General features: G+C 38.4%; 19 protein-coding genes and 1 pseudogene. 14 read left to right on the plus strand and 6 right to left on the minus strand.

All coding sequences use genetic code 11. The features are described from left to right. Positions 1–176 precede the first annotated feature (176 nt). The gene (phnE, locus tag H6G08_RS21365; protein WP_190546611.1) at positions 177–950 is read left to right on the plus strand and encodes a phosphonate ABC transporter, permease protein PhnE; all 774 of its coding nucleotides are present in this window, start codon (positions 177–179) and stop codon (positions 948–950) included. Here phnE and H6G08_RS21370 read toward each other — a convergent pair. The 3 genes from H6G08_RS21370 to phnF all read right to left on the minus strand — a co-directional run bounded on the left by H6G08_RS21370 (position 888) and on the right by phnF (position 2,385). Beyond that, positions 888–1,211, minus strand: coding sequence for a hypothetical protein (locus H6G08_RS21370; RefSeq protein ID WP_190546541.1), 324 nt, complete (start codon positions 1,209–1,211; stop codon positions 888–890). The two genes, phnE and H6G08_RS21370, sit on opposite strands and share 63 nt — an antisense overlap. Further along, positions 1,168–1,536 carry a four helix bundle protein gene (locus H6G08_RS21375; protein ID WP_190546542.1) on the minus strand — a complete coding sequence of 123 codons (369 nt, stop codon included), beginning with the start codon at positions 1,534–1,536 and terminating at the stop codon, positions 1,168–1,170. Before H6G08_RS21375 ends, H6G08_RS21370 begins: the two co-directional genes overlap by 44 nt. Positions 1,537–1,656: 120 nt before the next feature. Continuing rightward, on the minus strand, positions 1,657–2,385 hold the full coding sequence (gene phnF / locus H6G08_RS21380) for a phosphonate metabolism transcriptional regulator PhnF (protein ID WP_190546544.1): 729 nt from the start codon (positions 2,383–2,385) through the stop codon (positions 1,657–1,659). A gap of 233 nt (positions 2,386–2,618) precedes the next feature. On the opposite strand from phnF, the gene phnG reads away from it, so the two are divergent. The 11 genes from phnG to H6G08_RS21435 all read left to right on the plus strand — a co-directional run bounded on the left by phnG (position 2,619) and on the right by H6G08_RS21435 (position 12,327). After that, positions 2,619–3,074 carry a phosphonate C-P lyase system protein PhnG gene (gene phnG, locus H6G08_RS21385; RefSeq protein ID WP_190546546.1) on the plus strand — a complete coding sequence of 152 codons (456 nt, stop codon included), beginning with the start codon at positions 2,619–2,621 and terminating at the stop codon, positions 3,072–3,074. Positions 3,075–3,126: 52 nt separating this feature from the next. Then, positions 3,127–3,732, plus strand: coding sequence for a phosphonate C-P lyase system protein PhnH (gene phnH, locus H6G08_RS21390; protein ID WP_190546548.1), 606 nt, complete (start codon positions 3,127–3,129; stop codon positions 3,730–3,732). Between the two features lie 57 nt (positions 3,733–3,789). After that, the gene (locus H6G08_RS21395; protein ID WP_190546550.1) at positions 3,790–4,251 is read left to right on the plus strand and encodes a GNAT family N-acetyltransferase; all 462 of its coding nucleotides are present in this window, start codon (positions 3,790–3,792) and stop codon (positions 4,249–4,251) included. Between the two features lie 49 nt (positions 4,252–4,300). Continuing rightward, positions 4,301–5,557: a carbon-phosphorus lyase complex subunit gene (locus H6G08_RS21400; RefSeq protein ID WP_190546613.1), complete on the plus strand. Its 1,257-nt coding sequence runs from the start codon at positions 4,301–4,303 to the stop codon at positions 5,555–5,557. A gap of 133 nt (positions 5,558–5,690) precedes the next feature. Continuing rightward, the gene (locus H6G08_RS21405) at positions 5,691–6,896 is read left to right on the plus strand and encodes an alpha-D-ribose 1-methylphosphonate 5-triphosphate diphosphatase (protein ID WP_190546552.1); all 1,206 of its coding nucleotides are present in this window, start codon (positions 5,691–5,693) and stop codon (positions 6,894–6,896) included. Positions 6,897–7,074: 178 nt separating this feature from the next. Then, the gene (locus H6G08_RS21410) at positions 7,075–7,635 is read left to right on the plus strand and encodes a phosphonate degradation HD-domain oxygenase (RefSeq protein ID WP_190546553.1); all 561 of its coding nucleotides are present in this window, start codon (positions 7,075–7,077) and stop codon (positions 7,633–7,635) included. 66 nt (positions 7,636–7,701) lie between these two features. Then, complete coding sequence (locus tag H6G08_RS21415; protein ID WP_190546555.1) at positions 7,702–8,556, plus strand: alpha-D-ribose 1-methylphosphonate 5-phosphate C-P-lyase PhnJ; 855 nt, start codon at positions 7,702–7,704, stop codon at positions 8,554–8,556. 59 nt (positions 8,557–8,615) lie between these two features. Next, positions 8,616–9,389: a phosphonate C-P lyase system protein PhnK gene (gene phnK / locus H6G08_RS21420; RefSeq protein ID WP_190546557.1), complete on the plus strand. Its 774-nt coding sequence runs from the start codon at positions 8,616–8,618 to the stop codon at positions 9,387–9,389. Positions 9,390–9,458: 69 nt separating this feature from the next. Beyond that, positions 9,459–10,184, plus strand: coding sequence for a phosphonate C-P lyase system protein PhnL (gene phnL / locus H6G08_RS21425; protein WP_190546615.1), 726 nt, complete (start codon positions 9,459–9,461; stop codon positions 10,182–10,184). A gap of 443 nt (positions 10,185–10,627) precedes the next feature. Beyond that, the gene (gene phnM, locus H6G08_RS21430; protein ID WP_190546559.1) at positions 10,628–11,764 is read left to right on the plus strand and encodes a phosphonate metabolism protein PhnM; all 1,137 of its coding nucleotides are present in this window, start codon (positions 10,628–10,630) and stop codon (positions 11,762–11,764) included. Between the two features lie 98 nt (positions 11,765–11,862). Continuing rightward, positions 11,863–12,327, plus strand: coding sequence for an AMP-binding protein (locus H6G08_RS21435; RefSeq protein WP_313942335.1), 465 nt, complete (start codon positions 11,863–11,865; stop codon positions 12,325–12,327). 233 nt (positions 12,328–12,560) lie between these two features. Here the strand turns inward: H6G08_RS21435 and H6G08_RS21440 are convergent. From H6G08_RS21440 to H6G08_RS21450, 3 genes and pseudogenes are all read right to left on the minus strand, one after another. Next, a pseudogene (locus H6G08_RS21440) lies at positions 12,561–12,791 on the minus strand (WD40 repeat domain-containing protein); the annotation flags it as partial. 431 nt (positions 12,792–13,222) lie between these two features. Next, complete coding sequence (locus tag H6G08_RS21445) at positions 13,223–15,139, minus strand: sensor histidine kinase (protein ID WP_313942336.1); 1,917 nt, start codon at positions 15,137–15,139, stop codon at positions 13,223–13,225. Then, a complete protein-coding gene (locus tag H6G08_RS21450; protein WP_190546561.1) occupies positions 15,099–15,986 on the minus strand; it encodes a phosphate/phosphite/phosphonate ABC transporter substrate-binding protein in 888 nt (295 codons plus the stop codon). The genes H6G08_RS21445 and H6G08_RS21450 overlap by 41 nt, the downstream gene beginning before the upstream one ends. 710 nt (positions 15,987–16,696) lie before the next feature. Between H6G08_RS21450 and H6G08_RS21455 the strand changes: the two genes are divergently transcribed. After that, positions 16,697–16,939: a hypothetical protein gene (locus H6G08_RS21455; RefSeq protein WP_190546563.1), complete on the plus strand. Its 243-nt coding sequence runs from the start codon at positions 16,697–16,699 to the stop codon at positions 16,937–16,939. A 31-nt stretch (positions 16,940–16,970) separates the two neighbouring features. Beyond that, the gene (locus H6G08_RS21460; protein ID WP_190546565.1) at positions 16,971–17,408 is read left to right on the plus strand and encodes a nitrogen fixation protein; all 438 of its coding nucleotides are present in this window, start codon (positions 16,971–16,973) and stop codon (positions 17,406–17,408) included. The last annotated feature ends 66 nt before the right edge of the window (positions 17,409–17,474 follow it).

Genomic DNA, 17,474 nt, shown 5'->3' on the forward strand with positions numbered 1-17,474 from the left:
CTGTCACAATGGATATTTTATCGAGTTTGTAGGGTGTGTTGGCGACAGCGTAACACACCAGATATATACTACAAATATCTTTTTTCCAAAAGCAGCTTTTTGTAAGCATATTTAGGTAAAACAAAGTGCGATCGCAACATCAAAGAATTACTAACATATCTCCTGCAGTAGTAGAAATGTTAGAGAAAGAAGCAAAGCTTGTGAGTATTCAAAGAGTTTTGTTTTTTATATTAATTGCTGCTGTATTAATTTTTGCTTATCATCAAAGCGAAATGAATTTCCCTGTACTTCTACAACGGGGGGATAATATGGCGGAATATATACGTTCATATTTCCCTCCAGACTTTAATGATTGGCAGTATTATTTATCCGAAACATTGATTACTATATCAATGGGAATTTGGGGAACTTTAATGGCCGCGATCGCAGCTGTTCCTCTCTCAATTTTAGCATCTAATAATATGTGTCCTGTGTGGATTGTCCAACCCACACGCCGTATTTTAGATGCTATGCGTGCTATTAATGAAATCGTCTTTGCATTAATATTTGTAGTCGCTGTAGGTTTAGGCCCATTTGCTGGAGTTTTGGCTTTATTTGTTCATACTACAGGCACTTTAGGTAAGCTATTTTCGGAAGCAGTAGAATCAATTGAACCTGGCCCAGTTGAAGGGATTAGAGCCACAGGTGCAAGTCAAATTCAAGAAGTAATTTATGGCGTAATTCCCCAAGTTATGCCTTTATGGACTTCTTTCACTCTCTACAGATTTGAGGCAAATGTGCGTTCTGCTTCTGTGTTAGGAATTGTCGGTGCTGGTGGTATTGGTGTTTCTTTATATCAAAGTTTTGGCGCATTTCAATACCAAAAAGTCTGTGCAATTTTGATTATTTTAATTGTTGCTACTGGTACGATTGATGTAGTATCTGCAAAAGTTAGGGAATGGTTGGTTTAGTTGACGGTTGACGGGTGACTGATGACGGGTGACTGATGACGGTTGACTGATGACGGTTGACTGATGACGGTTGACTGATAACGGTTGACTGATGACGGTTGACTGATGACGGTTGACTGATGACGGTTGACTGATGACGGTTGACTGATGACGGTTGACTGATAACGGTTGACTGATGACGGTTGACTGATAACGGTTGACTGATGACTGGTGGCTGTTAAATGTTATTGGATTTGCGTTTAAGGGAGTTGAGATAGGCATTTAATTTAGGTGATAATTCATCTATGATTGGTTTAATTTTATCTATTTGTTCTTGGGTTAATAGTTTACGCTTAAAAGCTAGTCTTAACCAATGTCTTGTCTCATTTAAAGAACCTCTAGCAATTTTTATGAATCTTTGATTATCCTGTAAATTATAACGACCATTTCCTTCAGCGATATTAGCATCTATACTATCTGCTGATTTGACAATCTGTTTACCAATTGTATCTTTTGCAAAGCTATCCCATTTATCTACAATAAACCAAATTCCATTTGCGAGATTTTCGGATAATTGATAAACTCGCAAATTTTGAAAGGTTTCCATAATAGTTGACGGTTGACGGTTGACAGTTAACTGCTAAACTAACTCAACAAGGTCTTTACCGTCACCAGTAATCAGTCACCAGTCATCAGTCATCAGTCATCAGTCACCAGTCATCAGTCATCAGTCAACAAATAATTCATTTTCAAAAAACAATTCCATGCGATCGCCTCGCAATCGCGTTACGCCATATTCAATTACATTACCTGTTTGATCAACATTTACTGATTCGGCTAAAAGAATGGGTTGATTGAGGGGTAGCTGTAACCATTTAGCATCTTGCGGCTGAACTAAACGAGCAGAAACGCAGGTACTTCTACGAATATGATCGCATCCATATATCTGTTGTAAAAGCTGAGAAATTGATTGTTGTTCTTGCAAAATTTTGATATTTTTTGGCTCTAGAAAATCAGGAAATCGCTTCAGGGGAAAATACCCAGTTCCTACACTAATGGGTTCTTCATCAGCAAAACCTAAACGTTCAATTAACGCTACAGGTTCGCCATAAGTAATCTCTAATCCTTTGGCGATCGCATCATCCGCAGGTACTTCTAATATACGCAATAATTGAAACCTCGCTTGCCAACCCTGCGCTTTTAAGGTTTGGTTATAACGCACACGCTTACCAATGGCATAGCGGATAGTTTTAGCGGCGACAAAAGTCCCTCTTCCCCTATCAACTCGTAATAATCCCTCATTTTTTAAGAGTGCGATCGCTTGTCTAATAGTATGGCGATTGACTGCAAACTGTTCCGCTAACTTGGTTTCCGTTGGTAATTTTTCACCAACTCGATAAACTCCTTGATGAATATTTTGTCTGATTTGGTCAGCAATTTGAATATATACAGGCATTATTTTTTTTGTTGATGGTTGACGGTTGACGGTTGACTGATGACGGTTGACTGATGATGGTTGACTGATGACGGTTGACTGATGATGGTTGACGGTGAACTGTTAACAGTCAACCGTCAACAAATTTTTCCTAAGTTAGATTGTCAAGTTGTCCGAATTGCGTTAATGTACTTTCATCTAGATGTCTAGACAAGTTAAGAATAGTTTAAAACAAAATACCCTAAACCAACCCTATGCCTACTGTGAGCGAGCGACAAGCATGGATGGGAACATTAGCAAAGGCTGAGTTAGATCTATTAGAAAAATTGGTCAATAAGTTAGATAATTTGCCTGAATATAGCTTTTTACGCTCTCCAGAGATTGGACTGGCGATGGTGCGGGGACGTGCTGGCGGTACAGGGGAGGCGTTTAATTTAGGCGAAATCACCATGACTCGCTGCGTTGTGCAATTAGAGAATGCAGGAGAAGAAGCGATCGCTGGATTTGGATATGTCGCCGGGCGATCGCACCTTCATGCAGAATTAGCAGCTATATGTGATGCATTACTACAAACTCCACATTGGCGCGATCGCATTCAAGCTGAAGTCATTCAACCCTTGCAAATAGAAAGCCAAAAGCAGCAAGAACTTCAACAACGCCAAACAGAAGCGACAAAGGTTAATTTCTTCACAATGGTGAGAGGGGAATAAATGATGACGGTTGACGGTTGACTGATGACAGTTAATAAATGACAAATGACAAATGACTAAAGTTACACAATTACCAGGGTTACAAGATTCGATTCATGATGCACAAAGGACGTTTCGGGCGTTGTTGGATGCTCATGCTCGTCCGGGGATAGCTTATCAGATAACAGCACAAATGAGCATACCTGCAGGTTTAACGGCTGCTTGTGGGGCTGCTTGTTTAACTTTGTTGGATTTGGATGTTGTGGTTTGGTTACAACCTAGTTTTGATGCTCAAGTTAAAGCTTGGTTGTTGTTTCATAGTGGCTGTCGCTTTACGCAGTACCCAGAGGAAGCTGACTTTGCTTTAATTCAAGATTTAGCAGCGTTACCAGAATTACCTATTTTTAATTGGGGAACGGCTGAAAAACCAGAAGCTTCAACAACATTATTAGTACAGGTAGAAAGTTTTGAAATGGGAGAACCTGTAATTTTAACAGGGCCGGGAATTTTAGAAGAACGTGTTATTGCACCTACAATTCCTCATGATTTCTGGAATTTCTGGAGACAGAATCACCAAGCCTATCCGCAAGGTGTAGACGTATTTTTATTTACAGAAAATGCAGTAATAGGACTACCAAGAACGACAAATTTAAAATTCAAAAATAAAGCACATTCTTGAACAATTTACAAATGACCAATGAGAGCCATTACCAATTATTTTTAATTGCGCTTACTTATGAATATTGATATTCGTATTGCGAACCGAGAAGATTTACCTCTCTTAAATCAGTTATATGCTGACATGGATGGTCAGCCACCCATACCCAAAGATGATTTAGAAAAAATCTTTGCAGAAATCACACAAGTTCCTAATTATCACATTTATATTGCTGATTTAAATGAGCAAACTGTAGGGACTTTTAGCCTTCTTTATGCACCAACAATGATGCATCAGGGATATCACAAATTTGCAGTCCTAGATTCAGTGACAGTCATTTCTTCTATGCGGGGACAAGGAATAGGTAGCGAAATGGTAAAAGCAGCGCTCAAACTTAGTGCTGAAGCTGGGTGTTATAAAATGATGCTCTCTTCTAATTTAAAACGCGATCGCGCCCATCAATTCTATCAATCACTAGGTTTCGAGCAACACGGTTGGAGCTTTAAATGCATACTCCAACCAACCCAAAATTTTGCATAATCCCCAATCAACAGTCAACCGTCATCAGTCAACAGTCAACAAAAAGTATATGCCATACGTTGCAGTCAAAGGTGGAGAACAAGCAATTCAAAATGCAGAAGCACTTCTCAAAAGTAGGCGCAGAGGTGATCTGACAATCCCAGAATTGACATTAGACCAGATTGAACAACAGTTAACGCTAGCAGTAGAAAGGGTAATGTGTGAAGGTAGTTTATATGACCGAGAGTTAGCATCTCTAGCTATTAAACAATCTTGGGGTGATTTAGTCGAAGCAGTTTTCTTATTACGCGCCTATCGGACAACACTCCCCCGTTTTTACTATAGTCAACCTTTAGACACCAGCAAAATGCAGATTCAACGCCGCATTTCTGCCATTTTTAAAGATGTTCCAGGAGGGCAAAAGTTAGGCCCTACTTTTGACTATATTCACCGTCTACTAGATTTTAAATTAATAGCAGAAGGACAAGTACCACCAGCACCAGAAGCAGAAGCCATTACAGAACCAATTCCCCGTGTAATTGACACCCTAGATCGAGAAGGATTGATGCAACCAGAACAGAGCAGGGGAGCAGAAGAAGAATTTCTTAACCTTCAGTCAACAGTCAACAGTCAACAGTCAACAGTCAACAGTCAACAGTCAACCGTTAACCATCAACAACCCTTTGATTTAACTCGCCAACCATTAACCTTTCCAGCTGGAAGAGATGCGAGACTGCAAAATTTAGCGCGTGCAGATGAAGGTTTTTTGCTATCTCTGGCTTATTCTACACAACGGGGTTATGGCAGAAACCATCCGTTTGCGGGTGAGATTCGTATGGGGGAAGTAGAGGTAGTGATTTGTCCTGAAGAATTGGGATTTGAAATTGCGATCGCAGATATTACTGTCACCGAAGTGCAAATGGTTAATCAATTTAAAGGTAGTAAAGAATTACCTGCACAATTTACCCGTGGTTATGGCCTTACCTTTGGTTATAACGAACGTAAAGCTATGTCAATGGCGTTGGTAGATAGAGCAATGCGCGCTGAAGAATTAGGAGAAACAATTCAAGGGCCAGCGCAAAATGTTGAATTTGTGCTTTTACACTCCGATAATGTGGAAGCTCAAGGTTTTGTACAACATCTTAAACTTCCACACTATATTGACTTTCAATCAGAGTTAAATTTAGTAAGAAAAATTCGGCAGCAACAAGTAAATAATCAATCATCAGATTTAACAGTTATGCCGGAAGAATCACAGGTTTCAGAAAGTCAGGAATTCAACAAAGAAACTTTTGCTGTTAGTCAAGTTTATAGCAGTCCTAAATGATTTGAGAAATATTCGTATGTAGGTTTGTTGACAGTCAACAGTCAACAGTCAACAACCAAAACCGATATTTTTTACAACTGAAATAGGATTGCTATATGTATTTTATTAATCAGTCACAAATTGGTGTAAGTCAGTGACAACAACACAACCTATTCAATCATTGTCGAAAATAAATAATACAAAAATTGCGATTCAAGGAGTAGATGTATTAACTCCTGATGGTTGGGTGAAAGATGCGACAGTTTTAATTGAAGATGGGCAATTTATTAGTATCGATCAGGCAACAAGCCCTAATGGATTTTATCTGGTAAATGCTCAAAGTCTCCAAATGCTACCAGGAATTATTGACTTACATGGTGATGCTTTTGAGAGGATGATTTGTCCTCGTCCGGGAGTTAATTTTCCTCTACCAATAGCGATCGCAGATAATGACCGTAACCTCTTAGCATCTGGTATCACTACTTTTTACTGCTCAATTACCGACTCTTACGAACCAGGGTTACGTAGTCGTGATTCTGCTCGTGCTTTAATTGACTTCATCTTAGGGGTAGGTAAAAAAGTTTTACACTGCAATCATCGCATTCATATTAGGCATGAAGAGGCAAATATAGCAGGACATCAAGAGTTATGTGATTGGATGGTATCTGGTAAAGTACATCTTTTATCTATCAACGATCACCTACCACCCCCAGGTAATCAAAAAAGATTTAACCGCTATATCAATAGCGTGAAGCAGAGATCGTCCATGTCTCTAGAAGAGATTGAAAAGTTAATCAATCAGGTGACAGCAAAACGACATGAAGGCGACGCACAAATACAAGAACTGGTGGAATTAGCTCATAAATATAGTATTCCGCTTGCGTCCCATGATGATGATAGCCTCGAAAAAGTCTTACTTAGTCAACAGCGCCAAGTTGCGATCGCAGAATTTCCCGCGACTGTAGATTTAGCAGCAAAGTGTCGTGAATATGGTGCAGCCGTCCTCATGGGTGCGCCTAACTTAGTCCGTGGTGGTTCCCACTTAGGTTTAATGAGTGTAGCTGAGGCGGTAAAAAATAAGGTTATTGATTGTCTTTGCTCAGATTATCATTATCCTTCCTTATTTTATGCTCCCTTCAAACTGCAAGAATTAGGCTTAATGTCATTTGAAAAAGCATGGTCATTAGTTTCTAGCCTACCAGCAGAAGCCGCAGGAATTAGCGATCGCAAAGGCAAAATCGCCCCAGGTTTAGACGCAGATTTTCTCTTAATATCTCCTAATAATTCCTTACCATCAGCAATTACTGCGATTTCATCTGTATACATAGCCGGACAAGAAGTCGCCCGCTACCAAATTTAATCGGGGACTTCCAAAATATCTTATCGCTGGGGATAGCAGAGGGAGCAGTGGAAGCAGGGGAGCAGAGGGAGACAAAGAATCTGCTCAATATCTTCCCCCATACTGATTGAATAATTTAATTTCTGGAAGTCCCTAAATACTCAGTCAACCGTCAACCGTCAACCGTCAACATTTATCTATGAACCCTACCATCGAAAACATCATTAACCTATTCACCGAAAAAGGTTCTCAATTGTATGGTGCAGAAGCTGTCAGCCAATTAGAACACGCCTTGCAATGTGCTAGCCTCGCTGAACAATCAGGTCAAAGCCATGAATTAATTACCGCTTGTTTACTCCATGATTTAGGACATTTAATCCATGATTTAGGCAACGATCCCGCCAGCCAAGGTATAGACGATCATCACGAACATCGCGCTATACCTTTACTAAAGCAGATTTTCAGTTCAGCAGTCACAGAACCAATTAGGCTGCATGTCGTCGCCAAACGTTATCTTTGCTCAATCAATCCTGAATACTGGGATAGTCTCTCAGCTGCTTCCAAACGCAGCTTAGAACTGCAAGGAGGCATATTTTCCCCAGAACAAGCAGAGCAATTTATTCAGCAACCCTACGCCAAAGATGCAGTACAGCTAAGAATTTACGACGACAAAGCCAAAATCCAAAATCTACCCACACCCGATTTAAACCACTTCACCCAATTTGCGATCGCCTCTCTAAATAAACTGACCTTGCTCTAAGTTGTACAGTTTTTTGACAGTCAACCGTCAACCGTCATCAGTCATCAGTCAACCGTCAACAATCAAATGAATATTCCTCCCCCATCCCCAGAAACTGGATTTAACTTCGCCTACCTAGACGAACAAACAAAACGTTCCATTCGCCGTGCTTTGCTGAAAGCTGTGGCGATTCCCGGACATCAAATACCCTTTTCTTCGAGAGAAATGCCCATGTCTTACGGTTGGGGTACTGGGGGAATTCAGGTAACGGCTGCTGTAATTGGTCAAACTGATGTCCTGAAAGTCATCGATCAAGGTGCAGATGATACGACAAACGCTGTGAATATTCGTCGGTTTTTCAAAAAAGTTTGTGGTGTAGAAACAACAGAACACACCCAAGAAGCCACTCTGATTCAGACGCGCCATCGCATACCCGAAACACCACTCAAAGACGGACAGATTTTAGTTTACCAAGTACCAATTCCCGAACCCTTACGCTGGTTAGAACCCTCGTCTGTAGAAACAGGTAAAATGCACGCTTTAGAAGAATATGGGGCGATGTACGTCAAACTTTACGAAGATATCACCACACATGGACACATTGCCACATCCTACGATTACCCAGTAATGGTGCATGAACGTTATTTGATGAGTCCTAGCCCAATCCCCCGCTTTGATAATCCCAAAATGAATATGAGTCCCGCATTGCAATTATTTGGCGCAGGGAGAGAAAAACGTATATATGCAATTCCACCCTACACCAAAGTCAAAAGCCTAGATTTTGAAGACCATCCTTTCACCGTAGAAAAATGGGATAAAGCCTGTGAGTTATGCGGTTCCACAGAAAGCTATTTAGATGAAGTTGTGATTGATGACCAAGGCGGACGAATGTGGATTTGTTCAGATACGGATTTTTGTAATAAAAGAAGTGTTGATGGTTGACTGTTGACGGTTGACTGTTGACTAATAACAAATGACCAATGACAAATGACAAATGACCAATGACTAAACCTCTTTTACAAGTTCATCATTTGAGTAAATCTTACGGTGCGATTAAGGCTTGCGATCGCATCTCCTTTAATCTTTATCCTGGCCAAGTTCTCGGAATTGTAGGTGAATCTGGTTCGGGTAAGTCTACTTTGCTGAGTGCAATTGCCCATCACATCACTGTTGACCAAGGTAATGTTACGTATAAAAACCGTAATGATGAAGACATAGAACTTTTTCAACTTGCGGAAGCTAAACGACGGTTATTAATGCGAACTGAATGGGGTTTTGTTCAGCAAAATCCTCGTGATGGGTTGCGAATGCGGGTGAGTGCGGGAGCAAATATCGGTGAACGCCTTCTAGATGTGGGAGTGCGACACTACGGTAATATTCGAGATGAAGCTGCACATTGGCTACGACAAGTAGAAATTGACCCAACAAGGATAGATGATTTACCAGTGCAATTTTCTGGAGGGATGCAACAAAGATTACAACTAGCCCGTGTGTTGGTGACACGTCCTCGGTTGATTTTGATGGATGAACCGACAGGTGGGTTGGATGTTTCGGTACAAGCGAGGTTATTGGATTTATTGCGATCGCTTGTCCGCAATTTTCGTCTTAGCGTCATTATAGTGACTCACGATATCGGCGTAGTCAGGCTACTAGCGCACAGATTACTAGTCATGCAACAAGGACAAGTAGTGGAATCAGGCTTAACCGATCAAGTACTTGATGATCCACAACATCCTTACACCCAACTATTAGTCAGCGCGGCTTTAACACCATGATTTGTTGACGGTTGACGGTTGACGGTTGACTGATGACTGATGACTGTTCTTTATTGGCACTTTTTAACCATGCAATCATTAACTCTTAACCATCGATCAGTAGAATTTCCTAGCCAAGTACTTTTGCAAGTAGAAAACTTACGCAAAAGTTTTACTTTGCATCAGCAAGGAGGAATGCAACTTTCTGTTTTAGAAGGAGTTTCTTTGACAGTTAATGCAGGAGAATGTATCGCTCTTTCTGGAGCATCTGGTACTGGGAAATCTACATTTATGCGCTGTTTATATGCAAATTATCGCGTTGATAGTGGTTCAGTTTGGGTGAAACATGAAGAATCCTGGCTTGATTTATGCCAACTCGCACCCCACGAAATTTTAGCAGTTCGCCAGAAAACTATGGGATATGTCAGCCAATTTCTAAGAGTAATTCCTAGAGTACCAGCGTTAGATGTAGCTGCCGAACCACTATTAGAATTAGGCGTAAATATAGATATTGCATATAACAAAGTTAAATACTTATTTCGTTGCCTCAATCTTGCAGAAAGATTATGGCAGCTTTCCCCTACAACTTTTTCTGGTGGTGAAAAACAACGGGTAAATATTGCCAGAGCATTAGTAGTTGATTATCCAATTTTACTACTAGATGAACCAACCTCAGCCCTAGATGCTAGTAATCGTCAAGTAGTGATTGAACTATTACAAGAACGCAAAAATCAAGGCTGTTCATTAATTGGAATTTTTCATGATGAAGAAGTGCGATCGCAACTCTGCAACCGCGAATTAATTTTTAATAGTTGACGGTTGACGGTTGACGGTTAACAGTTAACAGTTGACGGTTGACAGTTGACAGTTAACAGTTGATTTCTTAACTATCCCAACAAAGCATTTACCATTCCCAGTCACCAGTCATCAGTCACCAGTCATCAGTCATCAGTCACCAGTCACCAGTCATCAGTCACCAGTCACCAGTCATCAGTCATCAGTCACCAGTCACCAGTCACCAGTCACCAGTCATCAGTCATCAGTCACCAGTCACCAGTCACCAGTCACCAGTCATCAGTCACCAGTCATCAGTCATCAGTCATCAGTCACCAGTCATCAGTCACCAGTCACCAGTCACCAGTCACCAGTCACCAGTCATCAGTCATCAGTCATCAGTCACCAGTCATCAGTCACCAGTCACCAGTCACCAGTCACCAGTCACCAGTCACCAGTCATCAGTCATCAGTCAACAAATTATTATGAACGAGCAGATTTACACTAACTATCGTCTGCAACTACCAAATCAAGAAATACTAGGTACTTTAGTAGTCAGAGAGGGATTGATTGCTGATATTCAACCAGGAGTTGTGAGTCAGGGACAAAATGGTGAGGGAGATTATCTTTTACCAGGATTGATTGAGTTACACACCGACAATTTAGAACGCTGTATGTCTCCTCGTCCTGGTATTCGCTGGCCTTTAGAAGCCGCAGCAGTGTATCACGATCGCGATTTAGCCAGCGCTGGAGTCACAACAGTATGTGATGCGATCGCAATTGGTGATGTAGCAGCTGGTTCTCCGCGCTTAATTAACTATGCACCGATGATTGATGTTGTTTCTCAAGGACAAATAGCCGGACGCTTTTGTGTGGAACATCGCCTGCATTTACGTTGTGAATTAGCTTATGAACAGGTCTATGAAATTACAGCACAATATATCAATCATCCTCTGTTATCGATGATTTCATTGATGGATCACACCCCAGGACAACGCCAGTTTATTCGGTTGGATAAATTTAAAGAATATTACATGGGTAAACATGGCGTGACTGCTGATCAAATGGATGAATTTATTTCAACTCGTCAGCAAAAACAAGAAATATATGCACAGAAAAATCGTACAGCTTTAGTAGAACTCGCCAAAAATCAAGGTATTTCCTTAGCAAGCCATGATGATGCTACTGTGGAACACGTTAAAGAAGCAGTGCAAGATGGTGCAGTATTAGCTGAGTTCCCCACTACCTTAGAAGCAGCTAAAGCAGCGCATAGTTTAGGATTACAAGTATTAATGGGTGCGCCTAATTTAGTGTTGGGTGGTTCTCATTCTGGTAATGTTTCTGCAATGGAATTAGTATTGCAAAATCTAGTGGATGTAATTTCTTCTGATTACGTTCCTCAAAGCTTATTGCAATCAATTTTTATGATTGCACAGAAAACAGAAAAGCCAATTTACGAAGCGATGCAATTATTTACCAGTAACCCAGCCAAAGCCATTAATGTATTTAGCGATCGCGGTAGTTTAGAAATCGGCAAAAGAGCCGATTTTATCACTGTTTATGATGATGGGATAGTACCTCGTTTAACTACAACTATCTGCCAAGGCGATCGCGTTGCTTAATCTATGGAAGTTAAAAAAATACCATTGCAGATTGCTATATTGTTCACAGTCACCAGTCAACAGTCAACCGTCACCAGTCACCAAGTTGGTAAATAACAGTGAATCTCCCTTTAATTACTCTTGCTCAAGAGCATAACGAGAAAATAGCAATTGTTACAACTGATAAAGCATTTACCTACAGAGATTTGCTGCAAACTTCCAGTCGAATAGCAGCAAATTTGCTTCAAGATGCAGAAGATTTACAGGAGGTGCGAGTTGCTTTTCTGATACCGCCTGGGTTTGAGTATGTCGCTACTCAATGGGGGATTTGGCGTGCTGGTGGAATAGCTGTACCGCTTTGTATTTCTCACCCACGACCAGAATTAGAGTATGTAATTACAAATTCCGGAGCATCGATTATTGTTGCTCATCCCAATTTTGAAGCAATATTGCGAGCGATCGCTACTGAACACAATTTACGATTTATTCTCACCTCAGAAACACTTCCAGATCCTGTTGATCGCCTTGTGGAAGTAGATATCGATTCGTTTGATTTCCTTACCCCAGAAATTATAGCCAAATAATGGCCAATAAAATTATTGCACAGGTGTTGGCATCGAGCAAGTGATTGCTCACAATTTAGAAGCTTTATTTCCTGGGATAAAATAACATTCCTTAGGCTACTAAATTAGAAAACTCTGGTGTGTAGTCTATTGACTAGGATGACTCAAGACGCAAACTAACATTATATTGCTGATTTTATTTATTCATTTAATTAAAACATAAAGTTGATTTAAACAAGCGAGTAAATAACATAGTTCCATATTTTGATTTTATTACTACCACTGGCGAGAATTTTGCCATCAGGACTGATTGCTATACAATTAACTGGTTTTTGATTTCCTAACAATGTATGGATGAGTTTACCAGAATTGAGATTCCAGACTTTGACATTACCTCTAGGATGTTGACAGCTACCAACGGCGAGAAAATTTCCATCGTAACTAATCGCCACAGAAGAAATTTCGCCTAAATCTTCTGTAAAAGTGCAATCCTGTTTTATGAAAATAACAAAGGCGCGATCGCTCAAGTTAACGACGCTTGGCAAGAGATTGTAGCAGAGCTTCAACCAATTTTCCTTTTGGTTATCCATTCTAACTACTCAGTAAGTTCTATGTCAGATTCCAGCTATGCTTTATGTAGCATAGTTTATCTTAATAATTAACAAAATTTAATTATCTCCTCCCTGCGATATAATTTTTGAGATAATTTTCAATTATTAATTTTTTTGAAAAATTTTAGTTAAAATTCACATTTCTACTAACTTTCTGATTCACCAATTTCCAGTTTCTTACAGTTTTAGATATTTTGAAATGTGTTGATTGTTTTTACAAAAAGCTGATTGGGTTGATGAGTAGATGTTGCAGTTGCAGAAACTGTATGGCTATGATCTCCGTCAAAGAGTCTACAGATGAGTTTTTAAATTTGTGTTTTAATCGGTAACAAAATTGCAAACTCTGTTCCTTTCCCAACTTCTGAAGCTAATTCTATTCTACCTTTATGCTTGTCGATTATTTGATAGCAGATGCTTAGACCTAGACCGGTACCTTTACCGACTGGTTTAGTTGTGAAGAAAGGGTCAAATAACTTATTTCTAATCTCTGGCGGTATTCCAGGTCCATTATCTCTAATCCCTACCTTAATATAAGTATCATCTAACTTCGATGTTTCTATAAAAATTTGTTTAGTAGTTTGAGATTCTAATTCTAATAAAGCATCTATTGCATTACTCAAAATATTCATAAATACCTGATTTATTTGAGCAGGATAGCATTCAACTAAAGGTAAATCTCTATAGTTTGTTAAAACTGTAATATCTGATTTAATTCTGTGAGACAAAATTAATAGTGTATTGTCAATACCTTCATGAATATCTACTTCTTTAATATCGGCTTCATCTAATCGAGAAAAATTACGCAAAGATAAGACAATTTCTCGAATACGTTCAGCACCTATTTTCATAGAATCTAGTAACTTCAGTAAGTCTTTTTTGAGGAAATTAAAATCAATATCTTCTATTCTCTCTTCTATAATGCAGTTGGATTCTGGATATTGTTGCTCGTATAAATTTATGAGATTGAGTAAGTCTTGAATATACTCATCTGCACATCGAATATTTCCATAAATAAAATTAATGGGATTATTAATTTCATGTGCTATACCTGCAACCATTTGTCCCAAAGAAGACATCTTTTCTGTTTGAATTAATTGTGCCTGAGTTGCTTTTAAGTCTTGGAGAGCTTGTTTTAATTCCTGAGTTCGTTCTTCTACTCTTTGTTCTAAAGTTTGGTATGAATGTTGAAGTTCTTGAGTTCGTTCTTTTACTCTTTGCTCTAAATGTTGACGAGCTAGCTCTAATTCCTGAGTGTAATCTCCTACCCATTCTACTAATTGATTAAGTGAGGTAGCTAATGTTCCTACTTCATCTTTGCTAGTGACATTAGCTCTTAGTTGAAAATTAGACTCTTGGATAATTTTTCTAGCAACTTTAGTAACTACTTCTAAAGGATGGGCAATTAACTTACTAGTATATATTGCAAGTGCCGCTGCGATCGCAGATGACAAAATCATACTGCCAAAAATAACTTTCATCCGCAGGTTTTTAACATTCTCAAAGCTAGTATTGGCTTCCTGTTTTTGAATTTCAGCTTGTCCTATAAGCCGAATCAACTCGTCTGAAAGTTGCTCAAATTTTACAGAGAGGTTAACTTTTTTCTCCTCTTTAAATAAAAAAAATAATTGTTCTTGGTAATCAGATTTTGCTTTCGGCGATAATTGTTTTTTTTCAATTTGCTGCCAGTAAAACTGGACTATCTGATTGTATATCTCTATGTTTTTCTGATAATTCTTCAATAAATTTAAAATTTCTGCACTGTTTAATGCTAAGTCATTAGGATAAGCATTGATAAACTTTTCTATCTCCAATAACTGTTGATTAACTTGACTAAGTTCATCGAGAAACTTATTTTTTTCAAATTCTAACCAGACAGAATTATCTAATACAGTAACTAATCTTTGCGGATGTAATCTGATTCTCGTTACTGCATTTTCTAAATCTTTGAGTAAATATTGCTGCTGATAGGATAAATTTAACTGCTTTTGGGCATTTGTTTCATATTGTGTTGCATGTAACAAACCAATTATTGTTCCAACAAAAGCAATGCTAATAGCTACAGTATAACCATAACTAATCTTTTGAGCAATATCCCAGCTATTACTTAAATTACTAAACCAGAGAAAAATTCTTTTAACAGGCTTTCTTTTAATAACTGCCATTAATTTAGCATCAATACTCTTATAAAAAGCTTCCTTGTCCAATTTTTTGATAAACTTCACGAATCATATTATAGTCAGAATCATTTGCTGAAATAAATTTACCATCTTTATACTTTTGGTTCGCTTTAGCTGTTAAAAGGCTTTGGATTAGTTTATCTTGATGCTCAAACATACGCGCTCGTACATCTTCTACAAAGCTAGATGCCAGTAGGTTACTAGCAACAAATATATCATTTGGGAGTAATGGGCCTTTTAAGATGATAGAAAAATCCTTTTCCAACAACCCTTCAGCTTCTAAGATATTATGGTATCGATCAAATGAGGTTGCCCAAGCATCCACCTCACCTTTTTTTAAAGCTTTTGCTCCTTGATCGTCCAACATGATAATTTTTAAGTCAGTATTTGGATTCAACCCAGCATCTATTAGTAGTTTTGTAGGAGCAATATGGCCAGAGGTTGAGCCAATTTTTCGCATAGCAATTGTTTTACCTCTCAATTGAGCTAATGATTTAATTTTGCTATCTGCACGAACGACAAAAATGGAATGATAGTTACTACGCCTGATAGCAATTATAGGGATAGCCTTAGCTCTAGAATTTAAAATTAAGTATTCTGAAGGGCCTGCAAATACAATGTCTACCTTTCCTGAAAGTAATGCAGGCGCTGCCGCCGTAGGATTTTCTACAGGAAAAAAATCAATTTTTATGCCTAATATTTCTTCTAGTACAGCCCGAAATGCTCCATAATCTTGTTGTAAATCTTCAATTCCAGCAACATCGGTAACTGTAAAATTTAATTTTTTAGGTGATGATATTGCCAATTTATCTGAGTTATTTTTTGGATTAGTACCTGTTGTACAGCCAGCAATAAATAATAGCGAATACCAAAGTATATTTCGCCGTTTCATATATTTTGAAAACTATTATAATGAAGGAAAATAATATCAAGCATTTCACTCGTTAAGTATATTGTTTTTTTATAGCTATAACTTCTGTAGATATACGCAAATTAATTATATTTTTGTAGAAATGTTCTAAATATAAAAAATGCTTTTATTATTCGGTTTATGTATTTATATAACTTTGCAAGATTAAGGAAAGGTTATTCAGTGAATACTTAAATTTCCATAAATAAAAAAGTAAAAAACAGTAAAGCACCTGTTACTACTTAGCGAACGAGAATAACTTCACACAACTAACCTTTGATAATGAATTAGAGACAAATATTATGTAAAATTGTGTCAACTGAGAAATATGTCTTACCTATCAACTTTTTTACTAATTAAAGGTTAGGTTAAGGGATGACTTAGTTTAAATTTAGGTAATCAAGAGATTAAATTAGCTAAACATCAGTACTTTTCATCCAATTTTTAAGCTGGAAATATAAAAATTTTAGAACATAAATATTTTATTATTGTTCAATAAAAAGCGACAACTAACGCTGCAATACTTGGCTTATACTCTAAAATCAACAGATAAGCTGTTCCACATAAAACTTGGATAATATTGTTGATTTTGTTGATTGTTGACTGTTAACGGTTAACAAATTATACAATTTATAATGCAAGGAATATGTGTTTTAGCTGATTAGTTAATGATGCTTCCAAGGAAAAATTACATGGAAAAGCGAAAAAGCAATTACGACAGTCATTTAGAAATTAACAGCTTAATTGATGATGCTGTCAATAATGCGATCGCTCGCCGGAATCAAGAGTTAGATTCTGAAGATGCTTTGTTAGATGTATCTGATACAGAAGCTAGAAATATCGCAGGGGGTCTAGCATCTGTGAAAACAACAGGTTTAATTTTTAAACCTCCTATTATTGTTGGCATCATCATTGCCCCAATTGAAACTATTTAGCCGTAAGATTCTCTTTGCCGAGGCTTAATGCATGGAAAATATTGCTGCTGAAAAAACTACACTTTGCCCCAGTGCTAGACCTGAATCTGAGGATAGTGTAATTTTCGGCATCATCAGTGGAACAGTGGCAGAACCCCGTGTGGCTTATTTAAAACAGCCACAAAAACTCACAAATGAACTGATAGCTAAAGCTAGCCCCATTACACCAGCTGAAATTTTTCGTACAGCTGCACCTTGTGCTACAAAAGGTTGTCAGCATTTTGATGGACAAGATTGTCGTTTAGCTACACGCATTGTCCAAAAATTACCTGCGATCGCCCAAGAATTACCCCCTTGTGCTATCCGCCGAGATTGTCGCTGGTGGAAGCAGGAAGGTAAAGCAGCTTGTATGCGTTGTCCTCAAGTAATTACAGATAACTATAATCCCTCTGAGCTAGCAATTGAAGTAGCAACACCAACTGTTAGTTAAGCAAATCTATAGGTATGAGTTTGACTTTTGCAACAAAAATGTCCTCATCCTCATAGAAATAGTAAT

Origin of the sequence: Calothrix anomala FACHB-343, from assembly GCF_014696435.1 — a bacterium.
Taxonomy (GTDB): domain Bacteria; phylum Cyanobacteriota; class Cyanobacteriia; order Cyanobacteriales; family Nostocaceae; genus Aulosira; species Aulosira anomala_A.